Annotated in this window: 17 protein-coding genes, 1 tRNA gene and 1 pseudogene; 13 read left to right on the top strand and 6 right to left on the bottom strand. The window is 73.2% G+C overall.

Annotated elements, in window-relative coordinates; translation table 11 throughout:
• Nucleotides 1-25 precede the first annotated feature (25 nt).
• Complete coding sequence (locus QRT03_RS02290) at nt 26-2,431, top strand: glycoside hydrolase family 65 protein (protein WP_286050817.1); 2,406 nt, start codon at nt 26-28, stop codon at nt 2,429-2,431.
• An 83-nt stretch (nt 2,432-2,514) separates the two neighbouring features.
• Here the strand turns inward: QRT03_RS02290 and QRT03_RS02295 are convergent, their stop codons facing one another.
• Nucleotides 2,515-3,981, bottom strand: coding sequence for a serine/threonine-protein kinase (locus tag QRT03_RS02295; RefSeq protein WP_286050819.1), 1,467 nt, complete (start codon nt 3,979-3,981; stop codon nt 2,515-2,517).
• Nucleotides 3,982-4,263: 282 nt separating this feature from the next.
• Between QRT03_RS02295 and QRT03_RS02300 the strand changes: the two genes are divergently transcribed.
• Nucleotides 4,264-4,728 (top strand): antitoxin, encoded by a 465-nt coding sequence (locus QRT03_RS02300; protein ID WP_286050821.1) that lies wholly within the window; start codon nt 4,264-4,266, stop codon nt 4,726-4,728.
• The gene (locus QRT03_RS02305) at nt 4,728-5,552 is read left to right on the top strand and encodes a thioesterase family protein (protein WP_286050822.1); all 825 of its coding nucleotides are present in this window, start codon (nt 4,728-4,730) and stop codon (nt 5,550-5,552) included. The genes QRT03_RS02300 and QRT03_RS02305 overlap by 1 nt, the downstream gene beginning before the upstream one ends.
• Before the next feature lie 3 nt (nt 5,553-5,555).
• Here the strand turns inward: QRT03_RS02305 and serS are convergent, their stop codons facing one another.
• Complete coding sequence (gene serS / locus QRT03_RS02310; RefSeq protein WP_286050823.1) at nt 5,556-6,857, bottom strand: serine--tRNA ligase; 1,302 nt, start codon at nt 6,855-6,857, stop codon at nt 5,556-5,558.
• Nucleotides 6,858-6,986: 129 nt separating this feature from the next.
• On the opposite strand from serS, the gene rfbB reads away from it, so the two are divergent.
• On the top strand, nt 6,987-8,021 hold the full coding sequence (gene rfbB, locus QRT03_RS02315) for a dTDP-glucose 4,6-dehydratase (RefSeq protein WP_286050824.1): 1,035 nt from the start codon (nt 6,987-6,989) through the stop codon (nt 8,019-8,021).
• A gap of 89 nt (nt 8,022-8,110) precedes the next feature.
• Here the strand turns inward: rfbB and QRT03_RS02320 are convergent, their stop codons facing one another.
• Both QRT03_RS02320 and QRT03_RS02325 read right to left on the bottom strand, forming a co-directional pair.
• Nucleotides 8,111-9,145 (bottom strand): glycoside hydrolase family 183 protein, encoded by a 1,035-nt coding sequence (locus QRT03_RS02320; RefSeq protein ID WP_286050826.1) that lies wholly within the window; start codon nt 9,143-9,145, stop codon nt 8,111-8,113.
• A 55-nt stretch (nt 9,146-9,200) separates the two neighbouring features.
• Nucleotides 9,201-9,283 (bottom strand) — tRNA-Leu (locus QRT03_RS02325).
• Between the two features lie 176 nt (nt 9,284-9,459).
• On the opposite strand from QRT03_RS02325, the gene QRT03_RS02330 reads away from it, so the two are divergent.
• The 7 genes from QRT03_RS02330 to pknB all read left to right on the top strand — a co-directional run bounded on the left by QRT03_RS02330 (nt 9,460) and on the right by pknB (nt 19,112).
• On the top strand, nt 9,460-10,710 hold the full coding sequence (locus QRT03_RS02330; RefSeq protein ID WP_286050828.1) for an FHA domain-containing protein: 1,251 nt from the start codon (nt 9,460-9,462) through the stop codon (nt 10,708-10,710).
• Nucleotides 10,711-10,722: 12 nt separating this feature from the next.
• Nucleotides 10,723-11,199, top strand: coding sequence for an FHA domain-containing protein FhaB/FipA (locus QRT03_RS02335; protein ID WP_286050830.1), 477 nt, complete (start codon nt 10,723-10,725; stop codon nt 11,197-11,199).
• A gap of 76 nt (nt 11,200-11,275) precedes the next feature.
• Nucleotides 11,276-12,661, top strand: coding sequence for a PP2C family protein-serine/threonine phosphatase (locus QRT03_RS02340; protein WP_286050832.1), 1,386 nt, complete (start codon nt 11,276-11,278; stop codon nt 12,659-12,661).
• Nucleotides 12,661-14,259 carry an FtsW/RodA/SpoVE family cell cycle protein gene (locus tag QRT03_RS02345; protein WP_425604770.1) on the top strand — a complete coding sequence of 533 codons (1,599 nt, stop codon included), beginning with the start codon at nt 12,661-12,663 and terminating at the stop codon, nt 14,257-14,259. The genes QRT03_RS02340 and QRT03_RS02345 overlap by 1 nt, the downstream gene beginning before the upstream one ends.
• Nucleotides 14,256-15,734 (top strand): peptidoglycan D,D-transpeptidase FtsI family protein, encoded by a 1,479-nt coding sequence (locus QRT03_RS02350; RefSeq protein WP_286050834.1) that lies wholly within the window; start codon nt 14,256-14,258, stop codon nt 15,732-15,734. The genes QRT03_RS02345 and QRT03_RS02350 overlap by 4 nt, the downstream gene beginning before the upstream one ends.
• Before the next feature lie 4 nt (nt 15,735-15,738).
• Entirely contained in the window at nt 15,739-17,157 is a 1,419-nt protein-coding gene (locus tag QRT03_RS02355) for a protein kinase domain-containing protein (RefSeq protein ID WP_286050835.1), read from the top strand.
• The gene (gene pknB / locus QRT03_RS02360) at nt 17,154-19,112 is read left to right on the top strand and encodes a Stk1 family PASTA domain-containing Ser/Thr kinase (RefSeq protein ID WP_286050837.1); all 1,959 of its coding nucleotides are present in this window, start codon (nt 17,154-17,156) and stop codon (nt 19,110-19,112) included. Before QRT03_RS02355 ends, pknB begins: the two co-directional genes overlap by 4 nt.
• 9 nt (nt 19,113-19,121) lie before the next feature.
• Here pknB and QRT03_RS02365 read toward each other — a convergent pair whose 3' ends face one another.
• A complete protein-coding gene (locus QRT03_RS02365; RefSeq protein ID WP_286050839.1) occupies nt 19,122-19,778 on the bottom strand; it encodes an aminodeoxychorismate/anthranilate synthase component II in 657 nt (218 codons plus the stop codon).
• A gap of 63 nt (nt 19,779-19,841) precedes the next feature.
• Here QRT03_RS02365 and crgA point away from each other — a divergent pair, with 63 nt between their 5' ends.
• Nucleotides 19,842-20,099 (top strand): cell division protein CrgA, encoded by a 258-nt coding sequence (gene crgA, locus QRT03_RS02370; RefSeq protein ID WP_286050840.1) that lies wholly within the window; start codon nt 19,842-19,844, stop codon nt 20,097-20,099.
• A 204-nt stretch (nt 20,100-20,303) separates the two neighbouring features.
• A pseudogene (locus QRT03_RS02375) lies at nt 20,304-20,552 on the top strand (PH domain-containing protein); the annotation flags it as partial.
• Nucleotides 20,553-20,588: 36 nt separating this feature from the next.
• Here the strand turns inward: QRT03_RS02375 and QRT03_RS02380 are convergent.
• Nucleotides 20,589-21,464 carry a rhomboid family intramembrane serine protease gene (locus QRT03_RS02380; RefSeq protein ID WP_286050841.1) on the bottom strand — a complete coding sequence of 292 codons (876 nt, stop codon included), beginning with the start codon at nt 21,462-21,464 and terminating at the stop codon, nt 20,589-20,591.
• Between the last annotated feature and the right edge of the window lie 27 nt (nt 21,465-21,491).

Below are 21,491 nucleotides of genomic sequence, written 5' to 3' on the forward strand. Positions count from 1 at the left end.
GATCAGGGATGGTTACCCTCGCCCGGTGATCTCGAACGCGTTCTCGGTGGACCCCTGGTCCGTGCACGAGCCCGAACTCGACGTCGACCTCCTCGGCCAGACGGAGTCGCTCTTCGCGCTGGCCAACGGCCACGTCGGGATGCGCGGCAACCTCGACGAGGGGGAACCGCACCGGATGCCGGGCACCTACCTCAACTCGTTCTTCGAGTCGCGGCCCATGCCGCACGCCGAGGGCGGGTTCGGGTTCCCGGACGAGAACCAGACCCTGGTCAACGTCCCGAACGGCAAACTGATCCGGCTGCTGGTCGACGACGAGCCGCTCGACGTCCGCTACGGGCAGGTGCACGACCACCAGCGCACCCTGGACATGCGCAGCGGGATCCTCACCCGGCACGTGGAGTGGACCTCCCCCAACGGCCAGCGGGTCGACGTCACGTCGCAGCGCCTGGTGAGCTTCTCCCAGCGCGCGGTGGCGGCGATCTCCTACGAGGTCAGCATCCCCGAGGACTCGGGCAGCGACGCGCTCCTGGTGATCCAGTCCGAACTGTTCGCCAACGAGCAGATGCCCGAGATCACCGGCGATCCGCGCGTGGCCGCCGCCCTCACCAAGCCGCTCGCGCCGGAGCACAACTCGCACTCCACCTACGGCGCCCGGATGACCCACCGCACCAAGCAGTCCGAACTGCGGGTCGGCGCGGCCATGGAGCACCAGGTGTTCGGCCCGGACGACGCCAAGGTCGAGAGCTCGTGCTCGAAGAACGTCGGGCGGACCACGGTGATCAGCCGGCTGAAGCCCGGCCAGTCGCTGCGGATCGTGAAGTACCTCGCCTACGGCTGGTCGAGCACGCGCTCCCAACCCGCGATCGTCGACCAGGTCGAGGCCGCCCTGGACGCCTCGCTCTACACCGGCTGGGACGGGCTGGTGGCGGCCCAGCGGGAGTACCTGGACGCGTTCTGGGCCCGCGCGGACATCGAGATCGACGGCGACCCGCGGCTGCAGCAGGCGATGCGGTTCTCCCTGTTCCACGTGCTGCAGGCCGGCGCGCGGGCGGAGAAGCGGGCGATCGGCGCGAAGGGGCTCACCGGCCAGGGCTACGACGGGCACAGCTTCTGGGACTGCGAGACGTTCGTGCTCCCGGTCTTCGTGCACACCAACCCCCGGGTCGCCGCCGACGCCCTGCGCTGGCGGCACTCCACGCTGGAGATCGCCGAGCAGCACGCGCGCACCCTGGGCCTCGCGGGCGCGGCGTTCGCGTGGCGGACGATCCGCGGCGAGGAGTGCTCGGGCTACTGGCCTGCCGGCACGGCGGCGTTCCACGTCAACGCCGACATCGCGGACGCCGTCCTGCGGTACGTCTCGGCGACCGACGACACCGACTTCGAGCGGGAGGTCGGCGTCGACCTCCTGGTCGCGACCGCCCGGTTGTGGCGCTCGCTGGGCCACCACGACTCGGAGTCGAACTTCCGCATCGACGGCGTGACCGGGCCGGACGAGTACTCGGCGGTCGCGGACAACAACGTCTACACGAACCTCATGGCGCAGCGGAACCTGCGCGGTGCGGCCGACGCGTGCGTCCGCCACCCCCGCGAGGCCGAGCGCCTCGCGGTGTCCAGCGAGGAGATCGCGAGCTGGCGCTCGGCCGCGACCGCGATGGTCATCCCGTTCGACGAGAAGCTCGGGGTGCACGAGCAGGCCGAGGGCTTCACCTCGCACGCGTTCTGGGACTTCGAGAACACCCCCGAGGACGCCTACCCGCTGCTGCTGAACTACCCGTACTTCGACCTGTACCGCAAGCAGGTCGTCAAGCAGCCCGACCTCGTGCTCGCGATGGTCCAGTGCCCGGACGCGTTCACCCCGGAACAGAAGGCCGCGAACTTCGCCTACTACGAGCGGATCACGGTGCGGGACTCGTCGCTGTCCCCCGGCACCCTCGCGGTGATGGCCGCCGAGACCGGGCACCTCGACCTGGCCTACGACTACCTGGGCGAGTCGGTCCAGATGGACCTCGCCGACCTGGAGAACAACGTCCGCGACGGCATCCACCTCGCGGCCACGGCCAGCAGCTGGACCGCGGTCATCCAGGGCCTCGGCGGGATGCGCACCCACGACGGCACCCTGACCTTCGCGCCCCGCCTCCCCTCCGCGGTCTCGGGGCTGCGTTTCCGGGTGCTGTGGCGCGGGCGGTCGGTGCACGTCGAGATCGGCCACGGCCAGGCGACGTACACGCTGGAGGAGGCGTCGTCGGACGGGTCGGGACCGACGGGCATGTCGGCGACGTCGTCCGAGCCGCTCGAGCTGCGCCATCACGACGACGAGTTCGTGCTCGCCGTCGACGAGCCCCTCACCTTCGACATCCCGCCCGCGCCCTCCCGCGGGGTCATCGAGCAGCCCGCCGGGCGCGCACCGCTGTTCCGGCGGCTGCACCAGTAGGGCGGTCGCGCCGTCCCGAGTGCGACGTCACGCAGGTTCCGGAGCCCCCGGACCTGCGTGGTGTCGACCTCGCGGGGAGTGCGTCAGGGCGTCGTGGTGGTGCCGCCGCGGAAGCCCCCGGGCGCGTCCCCGCCCGTACCGCCGCTGCCCAGCACGCCACCACCGTTGCCCGGGTTGGCGGGCGCCTGCGACGTGGTCGTCGTCGGCTCCGTGGTCGGCGGCGGGACGACCGTCGTGGTCACCGGCGGAGGGGCGACCGTCGTGGTCGGCGGCGGGGTCGTCGTGGTCCGACGCCGGGTGGTGGTCTCCTCCTCGGTGGTGGTCGTGGTGGTCGTCGGCACCGGGGCGGGGATCGAGGTCGGCGCGGGCGCGGGGAGCTCCGCGGTGCGGTTGGCGAACAGCGCGTAGGCGCCGACCCCTCCGGCGACGAGCAGCACGGCCACGATCGCGGCGACGATCGGCCACCGACGCGAACGGCGAGGCTCCTCGGGGGCGTAGGCGCCCCCGGTCATCGTCCCGGGGCCCACCACGGCCGTCCGTCCGTCGGCGCCGGGGTAGCCGTAGGGCGGGTAGCCGCCGGGCGGGGTGCCGACGCGCTGGGTCGCGCCGTACGGGTCGTACCCGCCCTGGTTCATGGCGTACGTGGCGCCCGTACCTGGCGGGGCCATCGGGGGGCCCATCGCGTACGTGGCGCCCGTCGTCGGGGACGGAGCGAGGACGGTCTCCGCGTCCATCCCGACCTCGCGGGAGATGGTGCGCAGCTCGCCGACGACCTGCTCGGTGGTCGGCCGCTCGGCCGGCTCGTCCCGGGTCATCGCGACCAGCAGGCCGTAGAGGGCCGGCGGGAGGTCGGTCGGCACGTCGGGCGGGCGGTGCAGGCGTGCCACCGCCGCCTCGAGGGCGTTGCCCGGGTACTCGCGGCGGGCCGTGATGCACTCGAGCAGCACCAGGCCGAGCGCGTAGACGTCCGAGGCGGGCCCGACCGGCTGGCCCCGGACCTGCTCGGGCGAGAGGTAGGACGCCGTCCCGATCACCATGCCGGTGGCCGTGATGTTCGTGGCGTCGGCGAGGACCGCGATGCCGAAGTCGGACAGGTGCGGGCGGCCCTCGGTGTCGAGCAGGACGTTGCCGGGCTTGATGTCGCGGTGCACGACGCCGTGGCGGTGCACGTAGGTCAGCGCGTCGGCCAGCGCGGCGCCGAGCGCGACGACGTCCCCGGGACGCAGCGGGCCGTTGCGGATCCGGTCGGCGAGGGACTCGCCCTCGATGAGCTGCATGACGAAGTACGGCCGGCTGCCCTCGGCACCGACGTCGTAGATCGTCACCAGGCCCGGATGGTTCATCCCGGCGAGGGTCTGCACCTCACGCTGGCGGCGGGACTCGTCGGCCTCGCCGACCCCGGCGGGGAAGAGCTTGACCGCGACGTCGCGGCCGAGCAGCTCGTCGCGGGCGCGGTAGACCTCCGCGGCACCGCCGCGACCGATGAGGTCGCCGAGCGTGTACCGGCCCGCGCCCACGGTGGACGGGGGACCCGCCTCCGTCGAACTCACCGCCCGCGTGCCTCCTCGTGCCCGATCGACCTGCCCGCTCCGGACCCGGTCCGACCGGCGCCCGCACGCGTCCGGGCACAGGGGTGTGCCGGACGCCAGGGTCCCCATGGTGCCGTGTCCGTCCAGACGGTCCGTCGGCACCCCGGTCCACGGTGCCCGCACACATCGCCGCGTGACCGTTCCGTGACGGGGTGTCGGGCATCCGGTCCGGGAACTCCCCGCCGGGGGGCCCGATCTCGCTAGACTCGCCCCTCCCGGCCACGAGACGAACGAGGGATCACCATGGACCGCGACGAGCTCGCCCGCCAGGGCAAGCAGGTGGCGTCGGACCTGCGCGACACCGTGAGCCAGAAGGTGTCCGAGAACCAGGACACCATCAAGAGCACGCTGGACAAGGCCGCCCGCTGGGTCGACGAGAAGACCGGCGGCAAGTACTCCGAGCAGATCGGCAAGGCGCAGGGCAAGGTCGACGACGGCCTCGGCTGGGTCGCGAGCCAGGGTTCGCCGGCCTCCGGCGAGCCGCACGCGCCCGGTGCCGCCGCGGGCGACCCCGCCCCCGGCCCCACCGCCCCGGCCGACGCGCCCACCGCCCCCGGCACGACGCCGCCCGGGCCCATCACGCCCGAGCAGGGTGGCGCCTCGGCCGCCCCGCACGCGGCCGCCTCGCCCGACGCGCCGACCACCGCGCCCGGCCCGCAGACCCCCACCACGCCCGACCCCGACGCCCCGCGCCCGCCGCAGGTCTGATGGCGGACCTCGCCAAGGCGACCGCGACGCTGCCCACCGGGCAGCCCGGCCGCCGCGACGCGGTGCTCGACGGGCAGTGGGGCATCGGCCCGAAGCTGCACGGCGGCTACCTGCTCGCCCTCCTGACCCAGGCGGCGGTCGACGAGACCTCGCCCGAGCCGGCGGCGGGCCGGCACGTGTTCCCGCAGGCCGTCACCGGCACCTTCCTGCGCGCCCCCGACCCCGGACCCGCCGTCGTCGACGTGACGGTGCTGCGCCGGGGCCGGGGTGCGACGCAGGTGCGCGCCCTCGTCAGCCAGGACGACCGGCCGTGCGTCGAGGCGGCGATCGTCCTCGGGCCCGAGCCCACGATCGGGCCGTCGGACGGTGACGTCTCCCCCGACCCGGTCGAGCTCGCGCCGTTCGATGACTGCGCGCGGCGGCCGGCGGCCACCGACGACGGCCGCGGCGGCCTGCCGATCATGGACGTCGTCGACACCCGGTTCGGGCTGGACTCGCTCGGCTTCCTGGAGGGCCGTCCCAGCGGGGAGGGGCGCCTCTCGGGCTGGGCGGAGCTGGACACGCGGGAGCCGTGGTCGCCGATCGGGATGCTGGTCGCCGTGGACCTGCTGCCCCCGGCCTGCTTCGACCTGGGGATCTACGGCTGGTCCCCGACGATGTCGCTGACCGCCCACGTGCACGCCGTGCCGGCCCCGGGGCCGATCCGGCTCACGCAGTGGCTCGACCACCTCGTGGGCGACCGCATGCACGAGACCTGCCGGGCCTGGGACGCCACCGGGCGGCTGGTCGGCCAGGCCTCCCAGCTCGCCGCGGTCCGTCGCTGAGAGCTACTCCGTGGTCCCGTCGGCGAGGAGCCGGCGGAACCCGGTGAAGGGGTGCAGCACCTCCGGGATCGTCACGGACCCGTCCTCGGCCTGGTACTGCTCGAGCAGCGCCGCGAGCGCCCGCCCGATCGGCAGGCCCGACCCGTTGAGGGTCGCGACCTGCGCCCGGCCGCCCCGGGCGTCCTTGGCCCGGATGCCCGCGCGACGCGACTGGAACGTGCCGCAGTCCGAGCACGACGAGATCTCGCGGAACGTGCCCTGGCTGGGCAGCCACACCTCGAGGTCGTAGGTCGTCCGCGCGGCGAACCCCATGTCGCCCGCGGCGAGGCGCACCACGCGGTAGGCCAGGCCGAGCGCCTGCAGGCAGTTCTCCGCGTGGGAGACCATGAGCTCCAGCTCGGCGCCCGACTCCTCCTCGCGGCAGAAGCGCACCATCTCGACCTTGGAGAACTGGTGCAGCCGCAGCAGACCGCGGGTGTCCCGGCCGTAGCTGCCCGCCTCCGACCGGAAGCACGGGGTGTACGCGGTGTAGGCCAGCGGCAGCGCGCCCGCATCGAGCATCTCGTCGGCGTGCAGGTTCGTGAGCGATACCTCGGCGGTGGGGATCAGGTAGAGGCTCCGGTCCGCGGTGCCGGTGCGGAACAGGTCCTCCTCGAACTTCGGGAGCTGGCCCGTCCCGGTCATCGTCTCGCGGGTGACGAGGTAGGGCACGGAGAACTCGGTGTAGCCGTGCCGCGCCGTGTGCATCGTCAGGAAGAAGGTGGCGAGGGCGCGCTCCAGGACCGCACCGGGCCCCTTCGCGACGCTGAACCGTGCGCCGGAGAGCTTCGCGGCGCGCCCGAAGTCGAGGATGCCGGTCGCCTCGCCCAGGTCCACGTGGTCGCGGACCTCGAACCCGAACTCCGGCGGGGTGCCCCAGCGGCGGACCTCGACGGCGTCCGCGTCGGAGTCGCCGTCCGGGACCTCGTCGTCGGGCAGGTTGGGGATCGCCAGCAGGACCTCGCGCAGCGCGTCCTCGGCGGCCTCGGTCTCGGACTCCGACGTGCGGATCTCGTCCTTGATCTCACGGGCCCGGGTCTTGAGCTTCTCGACCTCCTCCCCCTGCCCGCGCGTCTCCTTCGCGACGCGGCCCACCTCGGCCGCGACGCGCTTCGACTCCGCCCGCAGGTCGTCCGTCCGGGAGATCGAGGAGTTGCGCCGCGCGGACAGGGCCTCGAGCCCCGCGAGGTCGAGCGTGTAGCCGCGGCGGGCGAGGCGGCGGACCGCCTCGTCACCGAGCTCGATCAACGTCCGTGCGTCGTGCATCGAAGTCCTTCGCGGGGGTCGTGGGGATATCGCGTGCCAGGGTGCCGCACCGGCTCGCCCGGGCCTCGAGCGCGGTCGGTTAGGTTCGGGGCCGCCCGAACGTCCACCGAACGCCTGGAGGAGACCCGAGTGTCCACCGTCCTCGTCACCGGTGCAGCCGGTTTCATCGGGTCCAACTTCGTCCGCTACTGGCGGGCGGTGCACCCCGGTGACGCGATCGTGGCACTGGACGCGCTGACCTACGCCGGGGTGCGGGAGTCGCTGAACGGCCCGGACGGCGAACTGCTCGACGGCGTGACGTTCGTGCACGGCTCGATCGGCAACACCGACCTGGTCGCGCACCTGCTGCGCGCGTACTCGGTGGACGTGGTGGTGAACTTCGCCGCGGAGTCGCACAACTCGCTGGCGATCCTGCGCCCGGGCGACTTCTTCGCCACCAACGTCACCGGCACCCAGGGCCTGCTCGAGGCCGTCCGCCGGGTCGGGGTGTCCCGGTTCCACCACATCTCCACCTGCGAGGTCTACGGCGACCTGTCCCTCGACGCCGACGAGGCGTTCACCGAGGACTCCCCGTACCTGCCCCGCACCCCGTACAACGCGGCCAAGGCCGGCGGGGACCACGTGGTCCGCTCCTACGGGCTGACCTACGACGTGCCGGTCACCATCACCAACTGCTCGAACAACTACGGGCCCTTCCAGTTCCCCGAGAAGGTCATCCCGCTGTTCACGACGCGGGCCCTGGCCGGGGAGCCGCTGCCGCTCTACGCCTCGACGAAGAACCGCCGCGAGTGGCTGCACGTCTCCGACCACGCCACCGCGATCGACCGGGTGATCCACCACGGGCGGGTCGGGGAGACCTACAACGTCGGGTCGGGCACCGAGGTCGACATCGAGGGCATCGCCGACACCGTCCTGGGTGCCCTCGGTCTGGGCCCGGAGCTCAAGACGATCGTCCCGGACCGGCCCAGCCACGACCGGCGCTACCTGCTCGACAGCTCGAAGCTGCGCACCGAGCTCGGCTGGGCCCCCGCCGTGGAATGGACCGACGGGATCGCCGACACCGTCGCCTGGTACCGCGCCAACGAGGCCTGGTGGCGCCCCCTGCTCGGCCGCTCCCCCGTGATCGAGGGCGCCGGCGCCGACTGGAGCGGCTCCGGACGCTAGGCCGATCGGCCGCAGCCCCTACCGATCGAACGGCACTCTCGCGCGCATAGAAGCTGCGAGGGTGCCGTTCGATCGTTCAGGGGGGCGGGTCAGCGGGGCACCAGCTCCGAGGCGTCGACGTGGAACTGCATCGCCTTGTAGGGCCAGTTGGTGTCGGTCTTCCACTGGCTGACCACGACGTGCAGGTTCTCGAGCGTCGAGCCGGGCACGGTGTAGCCGCCGTAGAGCTGCGCGACCCGGCCGCCCGCGTGGTCCTCGTCGCCCCAGCCCGCGCCGGCGACCAGCGTCGCGCGGGGGGCGGTGTGCAGGTTCGCGGTCGGGTGGTCGAGAAGCAGGGCGTCGATGCGGTAGTTCCCCGCGTCGAAGACGACGAGCAGCCACCACTCCCGTCCGGACGCGTCCGGGACCCGCCGCAGCGACATCTCCCCGAACGCGCCGGGCAGCACCTCGGTGGGCGTGCGCCCCCAGTCCCAGGTCGAGCCGTCGAAGCCCCAGCCCTCCCATGCGGCGGGGTCGGCGATCCGGTCGACGGGGACCCGGTGCAGCAACAGGCCGTGGGCCCGCTGGAAGCCGGTGGTGAACACGTACACCCAGGTGCCGTCGGTCTCCCACGTCAGCATCTGGAAGAGCCCGCCCAGGTGGTCCCCGGGCCACCGGACACCGGCCGGCTCCCAGGTCTGCCCGGAATCGCGGGAGCGGTGCAGCTCGGTCGCCCGCGGGTGCCCGAGCTCCCGGCAGGCCATGACGTGCAGCCACATCTCGTCGCCGACGGTCAGCAGGTCGGTCGGGAGCACCGTCGAGACCCGCCGCAGCGACAGCATCGAGGTCCCCGTGCGCCGGAAGCCCTTGTGGCGGTAGCCGACGACCTGCTGTGCGTAGCCGGACTCGCCCGCACACCCGGTCCAGGACAGGCCGGCGTCCACCGAGGACGGGTCCGCGAAGAGCACCACCGGGGAGCGCCAGCCCGGCCCGCCGACCCCGGCGATCTCGAACGTGTCACCGAACACCGACACCAGGCGACCGTCGGGCGCCCGCACGGTGGCGCCCAGGTCGGTGCCCCCGACGCCGAAGCGGTCGGTGATGCCGGGGCCGGTGAGATCGGTGATCTTCCGTGCGAGCTGCATGGCGGCAGCCTGCCAGGCCCGCGGCGAGGAACCCCACGAGGGAGAGGAGAGAGTGTGGGCGAGGGGGGAGTTGAACCCCCACATCCTTCCGGATACACGGACCTGAACCGTGCGCGTCTGCCATTCCGCCACTCGCCCGGAGTGGTGCCGATCGGTGATCGACGTGAGCGACCCTAGCACCCGTCCCGAACCCCACCCCGAAGGAGGTCAACGGAAGCCGTTGCGCGACCGATACCATCGATGTGCCCCGCACGGTGTGGCGACACTCCGTCGGGGAGGAAGGTCGGACGACGAGTCGGATGGAGGGATCGCGGGTGGGGCGCGCACAGCGCTTCGAGCGCAAGCTCGAAGGCCTCGTGGGTGACACCTTCGCGCGGGTCTTCGGCGGCAAGGTCGTTCCCCAGGAGATCGCACAGGCCCTCCGCCGCGAGGCGGAGGACAACGTGCGAGTCTTGGCCGGTGGGCGTCAGCTGGCGCCCAACCACTACACGGTGGTGCTCAGCCCTGCCGATCACGATCGGTTGGCCGGGGACGAAGAGACCATCACCCACTCGCTGATCGACTGCGTGGAAGAGCACCTCACAGAGGGCGGGTGGGAGACATACGGTGAGGTCGTAGTCTCTCTGGAGCGTTCCGACGCGCTGCACACGGGACAGTTCCGCACCAAGTCGTCCGTTGACCCCGACGCGTCGCGGCAGCGGACCGCGAGCCCCCGATCCGCAGGAGAGCACCCCATGAGCCAGGCACCCGGTCGGTACCCGGACGAGCAGGACCAGCGTGGCTACGGCCAGCAGGGCTACCCGCAGCAGCCGCAGCAGGGCTACCCGCAGGACCCGTACGCCCAGCAGCAGGGCTACCCGCAGCAGGGCTACCCCCAGCAGCAGGGCTACGGGCAGGACCCGTACGGCCAGCAGCAGGGCTACCCGCAGCAGGGGTACGGGCAGGACCCGTACGGCCAGCAGCAGGGCTACCCGCAGCAGGGCTACGGGCAGGACCCGTACGGCCAGCAGCAGGGCTACCCGCAGCAGGGCTACGACCAGTACGGCCAGCAGGGGTACGACCCGTACGGCCAGCAGCAGGGCTACGGGCAGCCGCAGGGCTACGACCCGTACGGCCAGCAGCAGGGCTACGGCCAGCCCCAGGGCTACGCCGGCCAGCCGGGCTACGACCAGTACGGCGGCCAGTACGGCCAGGGCGGCTACGACCCCTACGGCCAGCAGCAGGGCGGGTACGACCAGTACGGCCAGCAGGGCTACGGCGGCGTCCAGACCCGCCAGATGACCGCGACGCTGACGCTGGACGACGGCTCGAACCGCTCCTACCAGCTGGTGCAGGGCGCGAACGTCATCGGCCGCGGGCAGGACGCGCAGTTCCGCCTCGCCGACACCGGCGTCTCCCGCCGTCACCTCGAGATCAGCTGGGACGGCCAGCAGGCCACCCTGTCCGACCTCGGGTCCACCAACGGGACGACGGTCAACGGCACCCCGGTCCAGACCTGGCAGCTCGCCGACGGCGACACCATCCGGGTCGGGCACTCGGCGCTGCTGTTCCGCGCCCAGGGCTGACGCGCGCTCCTCGTGCCCGAACTCGTCCTCCAGCTCACCCGAGCGGCGTTCCTCGCGCTGCTCTGGCTGTTCGTCTTCGCCGCGCTCCGGGTCGTCCGTTCCGACCTGTACGCCGCGTCGGGGCTACGGGCCGCGGTGCCAGGTCGACGCCCCTCCAAGGGAGGGGCGGCGAAACCGGGCCGTGGTGGGGGCCGCTCGGGGCCGAAGGCACTCATCGTGACGGCGGGTGCGCTCGCCGGCACGCGCATCGCCCTCGACGGGCGGCCGATCATGCTCGGCCGCGCCGACGACTCCACGCTGGTGCTCGACGACGACTACGCGTCGACCCGGCACGCCCGCATCTCGCAGTCCGGTGACGACTGGTACGTCGAGGACCTGGGGTCCACCAACGGGACCTACCTCGACCGCAACAAGGTCTCCGGACCGACCAAGGTGCCCCCGGGCACGCCGATCCGCATCGGCAAGACCGTGATCGAGCTCCGCACATGACCGGTACCCGTGCTCCGCACGCCACGCAGCCCACCCGGGTGCGGGCGCTGTGTGCCCTTGCGTGCAGGATCGTCCCGTGACCCTGGTGCTGCGCTACTCCGCCCGCAGCGACCGGGGCCTGGTCCGGCAGAACAACCAGGACTCGGTCTACGCGGGCCCGCGTCTGCTCGCGCTCGCGGACGGCATGGGGGGACACGCGGCGGGTGAGGTGGCCTCGAAGCTGGTCATCGCCGCGCTGGTGCCCCTCGACGACGACGAGCCGGGCGACGACCTGCTCGGCGAGCTCGCCGAGGCGACCGCCCAGGGCAACGACGCGATCACCGAGCTGGTGAACGAGGAGCCCGACCTCGACGGCATGGGGACGACGCTCACCGCGGTCCTCTTCGCCGGCAGCCGCCTCGGCATGGTGCACGTCGGCGACTCGCGGGCGTACCTGTTCCGCGAGGGCGTGCTCACCCAGATCACCCGCGACGACACGTTCGTGCAGTCCCTCATCGACGAGGGCCGCATCACCGAGGACGAGGCCGCCAGCCACCCGCAGCGCTCGCTGCTGCTGCGCGCGCTCACCGGTCACGACGTCGAGCCCTCGCTGACGGTGCGCGAGGCCCGCGCGGGCGACCGCTACCTGCTCTGCTCCGACGGCCTGTCCGGCGTGGTCAGCGCCGAGACGATCGCCGAGGCGCTGACGATCACGGACCCGCAGAGCTGCGCCGACCGGCTCATCGAGCTCGCCCTCAAGGGCGGCGGACCGGACAACGTCACCTGCATCGTCGCGGACGTGGTCGACGTCGACTACGGCGAGCACGAGCCGATCTACGGCGGTGCCGCGGGCGACGGGCGCGCCGACCCGCCGCCGGCCGACTCCGCGGCCGCCCGGGCCTCGGCCGCGACGCTCACCCGCGCCGAGCCCTCCGCACGCCCCGACCCGCTGCCCTCCCGCAGCGACGCGGCCCGCGGACACGCCCGGCCGCGGCGGGGCCGGCTCGCGGTGGTCCTCGCGGTCGTCGGCGTGCTCGTCCTCGCCGGCCTCGGCCTCCTCGTGACGCGGCTGTGGATCTCCCAGCAGTACTACGTCGGCGTCGCCGGCGACCAGGTCGTGATCTACCAGGGCGTCCGCGGCGACGTGCTCGGCGTGCAGCTGCAGGACGTCTCCGAGCAGACCGGCCTCAAGGTCGCCGACCTCACCCAGGTCGGCCGCACCTCGGTGCAGGGCGACTCGCTGCCCACCTCGGACCTCGACGCGGCGCACCGCACCGTCGAGCGCCTCCGCACCGACGAGCTGCTGCCCGAGTGCCAGCCACCGGCCCCGATCGTGCCGACCCCGGCCCCGCAGCCCGGCCAACCCGCCGTGCCGGGCCAGACCGTCGCCCCCGGCGCCCCGGGCTCGCCCGTCACCGCGGCACCCACCGCCGTGCCCCAGTCCCCGCAGGTCCCGGGACGCGACTGCCGCGCGGTGCAGTAATGGTCCGCCCCGCCCAGGCCTCCCGCGCCGGTCGGACCACCGGCGGGCCCGGCGTGAACCCCGCCGAGATGCCCGCCGACCGCACCGCGCTGCGTCCGGTCGTCGCCGCCGCCGTCTCCACCCGCCGCGGCATCGAGCTGCTGCTGCTCGCCTTCGCGGCGGTCATCACCACCGGCGCACTCGTGCTCGTCGAGGCCAACCAGAACCAGGAGCTGACGCTCACCCTGCTCTACCTGGGCCTGGCGTACCTGGCGCTGTTCGCGGCCGCGCACGTCGCGGTGCGCCGGTTCGCGCCCTACGCGGACCCGGTGATCCTGCCGTGTGCGGCCCTGCTCAACGGCCTGGGTCTCGTCATGATCCACCGGATCGACCTGGCCAAGGCCGCCAACGCGCTCGCCCGGGGCAACCCCGTCCCGGACGCGGACGCCCTGCGCCAGATCGCCTGGCTCACGCTGGGCCTGGTCCTGTTCGTCGTGGTGCTCTGGCGGGTGCGCGACCACCGCACCCTGGCCCGCTACGGCTACACCGCGGGCTTCGTCGGCCTGGTGCTGCTCGGTCTGCCCGCGGTCCTGCCCTCGGCCCTCTCCGAGGTGAACGGGGCCAAGATCTGGATCCGGGTGGGCGGCGTCGGCATCCAGCCCGGGGAGTTCGCCAAGATCCTGCTGACGGTCTTCTTCGCCTCGTTCCTGGTCGCCAAGCGCGACCTGTTCACGACGGCGGGCAAGCACGTCCTGGGCATGACCTTCCCGCGGCCCCGCGACCTCGCGCCGCTGCTCATCGCCTGGGTGGTCGCGATGGGCGTGCTGGTCTTCGAGTCCGACCTCGGCACGTCGCTGATGTTCTTCGGGATCGTCCTGTCGATGATCTACGTCGCGACGGAGCGCTCGTCGTGGGTGCTCATCGGCCTGGTCATCTTCGGGGCCGGGGCGTTCGCGGCGTGGACGTTCGTCGACCGCGTGCAGGTCCGCGTGGCCGCGTGGCTCGACCCGCTCTCCGACCCCGCCAGCGCGACCTATCAGGTCAGCCAGGGCCTGTTCGGGATGGCGACCGGCGGGATGCTCGGCACCGGGCTGGGCGCCGGGCGCCCCGACCTCGTCCCGCTGTCGAGCACGGACTTCATCTTCACCTCGATGGGCGAGGAGACCGGCCTCATCGGGCTGATGGCGCTCCTGCTGCTCTACTGCCTGATCTCCACCCGGGCGCTGCGCACCGCCCTCGCGGTGCGCGACACCTTCGGCAAGCTCCTCGCGGCCGGCCTCGGGTTCACCCTGGCCATCCAGGTCTTCGTCGTCGCCGGCGGCGTGATCGGGCTCATCCCGAACACCGGCCAGGCGGCGCCGTTCATGTCGTACGGCGGCTCGTCGCTGGTGGCGAACTACGTGCTGGTGGCCCTGGTGCTCCGGGTCTCCGACGCCGCCCGCCGGCCCGCCTCGGACAAGAGCAGGCCGGAGCCGGGAGCGGCGCCGACCCCGCCCCGCACGCCGCTGGCCGAGGCGCACACCGAGATGGTGTCGCGCAGCGGAGCGGCGGGGGGCGCCGAGGTCGACACGCCACCGCACGGTCAGCCCACACCGCCACGAGGGAGGAGCCGCGAGTGAACACCCCGCTGCGTCGGGTCTCCCTCGTGGTCATGGGCCTGATCGTGCTGCTGCTGGGCCAGGCCACGTGGGTCCAGGTGGTCAAGGCCGACGAGTACAAGGCGAACCCGTACAACCAGCGCGTGCTGCTGGACGAGTACAACCGCCAGCGCGGCCAGATCTCCGCCGGCGGCGAGGTGCTCGCGTCCAGCGTCGCGACCGACGACCGGTTCAAGTACCTGCGCACCTACGCGAACGGGCCGATGTACGCGCCCGTCACCGGCTACTACTCGCAGGTCTACGGGACGTCCGGGATCGAGCGGTCGATGGACTCGGTGCTCAACGGCTCCGACGACCGGCTCTTCGTCCGCCGGATCTCCGACGTGGTCACGGGCCGCTCGCCGGCCGGGGGCAACGTCGCGCTGACCATCGACCCCAAGGTCCAGCAGGCCGCGTACCAGGCGATGGTGTCGCGCGGCTACGAGGGCTCGGTCGTGGCGATCCGGCCCCAGACCGGCGAGATCCTCGCCCTGGTGTCGGTGCCCTCCTACGACCCGAACCCGCTGGCCGCGCACGACGGCGCCACCCAGCGCAACGCGTGGAACTCGCTGAACCCGAACAGCTCGGACTCCCCGCTGATCAACCGCGCGACCTCGGAGACCTATCCGCCGGGGTCGACCTTCAAGCTGGTGACCACCTCGACGGCGCTCGAGGCGAGCATGATCACCCCGCAGACCCCGGTCACGGCCGAGCCGCGGATCACCCTGCCGGACAGCGTCACCACGCTGGAGAACTACGACGGCGAGCGCTGCGGGCCCGGTCCGACGGTGCCGTTCTCCACCGCGTTCACGAAGTCCTGCAACGGACCGTTCGCCCAGCTCGCCGACCAGGTCGGCGCGGACCGGCTGCGGGCGCAGGCCGCCGCGTACGGCATGGAGAACCCGAACCTCACGATCCCGATGCCGGTGGCCGAGTCGTCGGTCGGCGAGCTCGGGGACGGCGCCTCGCTGGCGCAGTCCGGCATCGGTCAGCGCGACGTCCGGCTGACGCCGCTGCAGAACGCGATGATCACCGCGACGATCGCCAACGGCGGCATCCCGATGCAGCCGCACGCGGTCGGCCAGATCCAGGGCCAGGACCTCTCGGTGGTCGACACCACCGAGCCGGACCGCCTCGCCCGCGCGATCTCCGGCGGCACCGCCTCCACGCTGACCCAGTTGATGATCGGCTCGGAGAACGGCGGGACCAGCGGCGGGAAGATCCCCGGCGTGCAGCTCGCCTCCAAGACGGGCACCGCGGAGTGGGGCGCCTCCCCGAAGACCAACCCCCCGCACACCTGGTACGACGTCTTCGGCCCCGTGCCCGATCCCCAGGTGGCGGTCTCTGTCATCGTCGAGCGCGGCGGCAACCGGGGCGACGACGCCACGGGCTCCTCCGTGGCCGGTCCGGTCGGCCGCGCGGTCGTCGCCGCGGCCCTGCAGCAGGGAGGGAGGTAGCACCATGGCTCCGACCACGGGAACCCTGCTCGCCGACCGCTACCGGATCGGCCGCCGCATCGCGATCGGTGGCATGGGCGAGGTGTGGGAGGCCCAGGACACCCGGCTGGACCGGACCGTCGCGGTCAAGATCCTCAAGGCCGAGCTGTCCGGGGACCCGGAGTTCCTGCACCGCTTCCGCACCGAGGCGCGCACGGCCGCCTCGCTGAACAACCCCGGCGTCACCGCGGTCCACGACTACGGCGAGACCACCACGGACTGGACGACGGCGAGCGGCACCATCCAGGTGCCGGTGGCCTACCTGGTCATGGAGCTCGTCCGCGGCGAGCCGCTGGCTCAGATCCTCTCGGTGCACGGCCGCCTCGGCGTCGACTACACCCTCGACATCCTCGAGCAGTCCGGGTACGCCCTGGACGCCGCGCACGAGCGCGGGCTCGTCCACCGGGACGTCAAGCCCGGCAACATCCTGGTGACGCCGGCGAACCAGGTGAAGATCACCGACTTCGGCATCGCGAAGGCGATCGACGCCGCCCCGGTCACCCGCTCGGGCATGGTCATGGGCACCGCGCACTACATCGCCCCGGAGCAGGCCGGGGGCGGCGACGCCGGGCCGGCCTCGGACGTCTACTCGCTCGGCGTCGTCGGCTACGAGTGCCTGGCCGGGCGCCGGCCGTACCTCTCCGAGAACGCCGTGACGGTCGCGATGATGCACATCCGCGACCCGCTCCCCCCGCTGCCGCCGGACGTGCCGCCCGTGGTCCGCCAGCTCATCGAGCTGACCCTGACCAAGGACCCGCGCGGCCGCTACGCCAACGGCGGGGAGTTCGCCCGGGCGGTCGCCGCGGTCCGCCGCGGCGAGCCGGTGCCCCGCCCGGGTGCGGCCACCGCCGCCACCGAGGCGGTCAACCCGGCCACCCGGGTCGCCCCGGCGACCACCTACGACGGACCGTCCTCACCCCCGCCGCGGCGCAATGAGCGCTGGGACGACGGCGGGCGCCGGGAACCCGCCCGCCGCGGCCCGTGGGGCACGATCGCCGCGGTCGTGGGCGTGCTCGCCGTCCTCGGCATCCTCGGCTACGTCCTGGTCTCGAACACCGACACCAGCGCGCCGCCCCCCGTCGCCACCCCGACCTCGACCACCACGACGGCCGCGCCGACCACCACGACGACGACGCGCAGCCGCACCAGCACGACGACGACGGCCGCGGGTAACACCGTGAACGTCAGCACCATCGACTACTTCGGGCGGCCCGCCTCGGTCGCGAGCGCTGCACTACGCGACTCGGGTCTCGTTCCGGAGATCGAGACGCTGTTCGGTGGGACGCCGAACGATCCGTCGGCCTGCCGCGTCCTGCGTGTCGACCCCACAGGAGAGGTCAAGCGCGGGGACACCGTGACCGTGACCTGTCAGGAGACCGGATGACCACCCCCCGCCTCCTGTCCGACCGCTACGAGCTGGGGCCGGCCCTCGGCTACGGGGGCATGTCCGAGGTCCACGGCGGTCGTGACGTCCGGCTCGGCCGGGACGTGGCGATCAAGGTGCTGCGCGCGGACCTCGCCCGCGACCCGCAGTTCCAGATCCGCTTCCAGCGCGAGGGACAGAACGCGGCCGCCCTGAACCACCCGGCGATCGTCGCGGTCTACGACACGGGTGAGACGTGGGCCGACGACGTCCCGCTGCCCTACATCGTCATGGAGTACGTCCCGGGGCGGACGCTGCGCGACATCGTCAAGAGCGGCGGCCCGATGGAGCCGTTCCGGGTCTGCGAGGTCGTCGCGGACGTGTGCTCGGCCCTGGACTTCTCGCACCGCCACGGGATCATCCACCGCGACGTCAAGCCGGCCAACGTCATGATCACCCCGTCCGGGGCGGTCAAGGTGATGGACTTCGGCATCGCCCGGGCGCTGTCGGACGCCCAGCAGGGGCTGACCCAGACCGCCGCCGTCATCGGCACCGCGCAGTACCTCTCGCCGGAGCAGGCCCGGGGCGAGGCCGTGGACGCGCGCTCGGACGTCTACTCCACCGGCTGCGTGCTCTTCGAGCTGCTCACCGGGCAGCCCCCGTTCACCGGCGACTCGCCGGTGGCCGTGGCCTACCAGCACGTGCGCGAGGACCCGCGGCCGCCGTCGGAGCTCAACCCGGCCGTGCCACCCGCGCTCGACGCCATCACGCTCAAGGCGCTCGCCAAGAACCCGTTCAACCGCTACCAGACCGCGGGCGAGATGCGCGACGACCTGGTGCGGGTGCTCCAGGGCGAGCAGGTCGAGGCCCCGCTGGTGATGACCGCGGACGAGCGCAACACGCTCATGACCGGCCCGACCCGCACCGTCGGCGCGGCCGGCTACGCGACCGGCCCGGCCACCGAGGCGGGCGACTTCGCCGCCTGGCAGGCCGAGCAGGAGGAGGAGCGTCGACGGCGCCGTCGTCGCCGGCTGGGGGTCCTCGGCGGGGTCGTGGCGGTCGCCGCGGTGCTCGCCGCCCTGTTCTTCCTCTTCTCGCCGGCGAACAACCAGCTCGCCGTCCCCGACGTCGCGAACCAACCCCAGGACGTGGCGCTGCGGACCCTCACCGGCGCCGGGCTCAAGCCGAACCTGGTGCCGGTGGCCTCGGACCCGACCCAGGTCGGGACGGTGCTGGGCACGGACCCGGTCGCCGGGACCGAGGTCGAGCCGCAGACCGTCATCGCGATGCGGGTCGGCCGCGGCCCGGACCGCGTGCAGGCTCCGGACCTCTCCGGGCGCACCGCCGAGCAGGCCCAGCAGATCGTGCAGGGCGCGGGGCTCACCCTGACCCCGGTCCCGCAGCAGAAGCCGGTGGACGACGCGAGCCAGGTGGGCAAGGTCCTCTCGCAGGATCCCGCGCCCGGCGCCCTGCTCGCCCCCGGCACCGCGATCCAGCTCACCGTCGGTCAGCAGCGCCAGACGATCAAGGTCCCGGACGTGACCGGCCAGCCGGTCGCCACCGCCCGCACCACGCTGGAGGGCGTGGGGCTCGAGGTCACCGTCAGCGGCGACTCGTCCGGCAACGCGACCGTGGCGTCCACGAGCCCCGCCGCGGGGAGCACCGTGGCGGTCGGCTCGACGGTGACGGTCACGGCGGCGAACCCGGACCAGGTGCAGGTCCCGGACATCGTCGGCAAGTCCCGCGGCGACGCGATCTCGGCCCTGGCCTCGGCCGGCTTCAGCGGGAACCTGCAGGCGACCTCGCAGGACGTTGACGACCCGAACCAGGACGGGAAGATCCTCAGCCAGAGCCCGTCCGCCGGCAGCCGGGCCGGGAAGGGCGACACCATCCAGGTGACCGTCGGGAAGTACAACGGCGGGGGCGGCGGGGTCTTCGGCGGCGGGGGGAACGGCCTCTTCCCGGGCGGGAACTGACCCCGGCGGTCAGTCCCGCACGGGCGGGGCGGCCGCCAGGGCCAGGGCGCGCACGTCACGGACGAGGTCGTCCACGAGTCCCGGCGCCACCGGGTGCCCGCACGCGGCCATCCACGTGGCGAGGATCCGGTGGCCGTCCTCGGTGAGCACGGACTCCGGGTGGAACTGCACGCCCTCGAGCGGGAGCTCACGGTGGCGCATGGCCATGAGCACGCCGTCGTCCGTCCAGCCGGTCGGCTCGAGCTCGGCCGGCAGCGAGTCCGGCCGGACCGTCAGCGAGTGGTAGCGGGTGGCGGTGAACGGGTCCGAGAGGCCCGCGAGCACGCCGGCCCCGCCGTGGTGCACCGACGAGGTCTTGCCGTGCCGCAGCTCGGGGGCGCGCTCGACGATCCCGCCGAACGCCTGCCCGAGCGCCTGGTGCCCGAGGCACACGCCGAGCATCGGGGTGCGGTCCGCGGCGCAGCGCGCGATGACGTCGAGGCTGGACCCGGCGTCGTCGGGCGTGCCCGGCCCGGGGCTCACCAGCACGCCGTCGACGTCGGCCGCGAGGTCGAGCACGTCGGGCGCGTCGTTGCGGCGCACCACCGGCTCGGCGCCCAACTGGGCGAGGTACTGGACGAGGTTGTAGACGAAGCTGTCGTAGTTGTCGACGACGAGGACCCGCACGGCCCCACCCTACGGTCCGCTTCGCTACCGTGGACTCGACCCGAGTCCACCAGGAGTCCGCCCGTGCCGAAGTCGAAGGTCCGCAAGAAGCCGACCTACACCCCGCCGCCGCAGGCGACCGCCGCGAGGACGAGCGGGCCGTCGCACCCCGCGTACGTCGTGATCATGCTCGCGATCGGCATCGTCGGTCTCGCATGGCTCGTCGTGAACTACCTGGCCGGGGAGGACATCCGGTTCATGGCCGAGCTCGGCGGATACAACTTCCTCATCGGCTTCGGTCTCGTGGTCGTCTCACTGCTCATGACGATGAAGTGGCGCTGAGAATTACACGCATGTCGTTCGTCCCCACTGTGGACGGAGCCTGTGGACAACCCCGACGCTGAGTGGGCCGCCCCGGTGGGTGCCGTCGTCCTCGGCCTGGTCGGGGCGATCGGGCTGCTCGCCTACGTCGTCCTCGGGAGCCTCGACGGACCCGGCCGTCTGCTGCTCGGGGTCGCGGGGGTGGCCGTGGGGGCCGCCGCCATCGTGGGGCTGCGGGCGCGACCGCGCCTGGCGGCGAGCGCCGAGGACCTCACGCTGCGCGGTCTGCTCGGCGCCCGCACCTGGCCGTGGACGCGGGTCGACGCCGTGCGCGTCGTCCGGATGCGCCGCCTGGGCCTGCCGGCGGCCTACGTCGAGATCGACACCCGCGACGACGACGGGGCGGAGCGGCTGCTCGTGCTCGGTCGCCTCGAGCTGGGGACCGACCCGGTGGACGTCGCCGCCGCGCTGCAGACCCACCGGGCCCGGGCCGGGCGTGGCGGCGGGACGTCAGCCGCCGATGCGGCAGGTGGTCGCGCCGCAGACGACGCTGCCGAACGAGACGTCGCGGACGACGATCACGAGGACCAGCGCGACGACGATCCCCCCGGCGATCCAGAGGCCGACGGCCGGCCGTGACCGCGCGGGCCCGTAGGTCATCGCCACGGCCACCAGGGCACCCACCACGAAGCCGCCGAGGTGCGCCTCCCAGGAGAACCCGAACGACAACGTGAGCGCCACGTTCAGGCCGATGATCACCAGCGCCTGCGTCGCCGGGAGGCGCATGCGCCGCAGCAGGACGAGCAGCGCGCCCATCAGTCCGTAGATCGCCCCGGAGGCGCCCGCGGTGGCGACCAACGGCGAGCTGAACACCATGACGGCGGCCGAGCCCCCGAGCAGCGAGACCCCGTAGAGCGCCGAGAACCGCAGGCGGCCGAGCACCAGCTCGAGGTCCCGCCCGATGAACCAGAGGGCGATCATGTTGGCCAGCAGGTGGATCGGGCCGATGTGCAGGAAGCCCGACGTCACCAGCCGCCACCACTCGCCGCCGGCCACCTGCAGCGGGACGAGCGCGCCGCCGCGGAACACGGCCCCCGCCGTGTTGTCCTGCACGCTGCCCGCGTCGGCCGCGGTCCAGACGAAGACGGCGACGTTGAGCGCGATCAGCGCCGGGACCAGGACCGCGGTCGGCCGACGCAGGTCCCGGCCGCGCCGCTGGGTGCGCGCCCCCTCGGAGACGCAGTCCACGCACTGCATCCCGACCGAGGCGTCGCGCAGGCACTCCGGGCACGCCGGACGGTCGCACCGCGTGCAGCGCAGCCCGGTCGGACGGTCGGGGTGGCGGACGCACACGTGGGTGTCCGCGCCCGGAGGACTGGTGCTCATGTCCCCAGTGTCCCCGCCCGGTGGTGG

The sequence above is a fragment of the Actinomycetospora termitidis genome (assembly GCF_030286555.1).
GTDB lineage: Bacteria > Actinomycetota > Actinomycetes > Mycobacteriales > Pseudonocardiaceae > Actinomycetospora > Actinomycetospora termitidis.

Bases quoted from the DNA above. Each gene is read 5' to 3' on its own strand.
- QRT03_RS02300 (WP_286050821.1), top strand. From the start codon at position 4,264: ATGGACCGCGACGAGCTCGCCCGCCAGGGCAAGCAGGTGGCGTCGGAC.
- QRT03_RS02305 (WP_286050822.1), top strand. From the start codon at position 4,728: ATGGCGGACCTCGCCAAGGCGACCGCGACGCTGCCCACCGGGCAGCCC.
- serS (WP_286050823.1), bottom strand. From the start codon at position 6,857: ATGCACGACGCACGGACGTTGATCGAGCTCGGTGACGAGGCGGTCCGC.
- QRT03_RS02320 (WP_286050826.1), bottom strand. From the start codon at position 9,145: ATGCAGCTCGCACGGAAGATCACCGATCTCACCGGCCCCGGCATCACC.
- QRT03_RS02345 (WP_425604770.1), top strand. From the start codon at position 12,661: ATGGTCCGCCCCGCCCAGGCCTCCCGCGCCGGTCGGACCACCGGCGGG.
- QRT03_RS02355 (WP_286050835.1), top strand. From the start codon at position 15,739: ATGGCTCCGACCACGGGAACCCTGCTCGCCGACCGCTACCGGATCGGC.
- pknB (WP_286050837.1), top strand. From the start codon at position 17,154: ATGACCACCCCCCGCCTCCTGTCCGACCGCTACGAGCTGGGGCCGGCC.
- QRT03_RS02380 (WP_286050841.1), bottom strand. From the start codon at position 21,464: ATGAGCACCAGTCCTCCGGGCGCGGACACCCACGTGTGCGTCCGCCAC.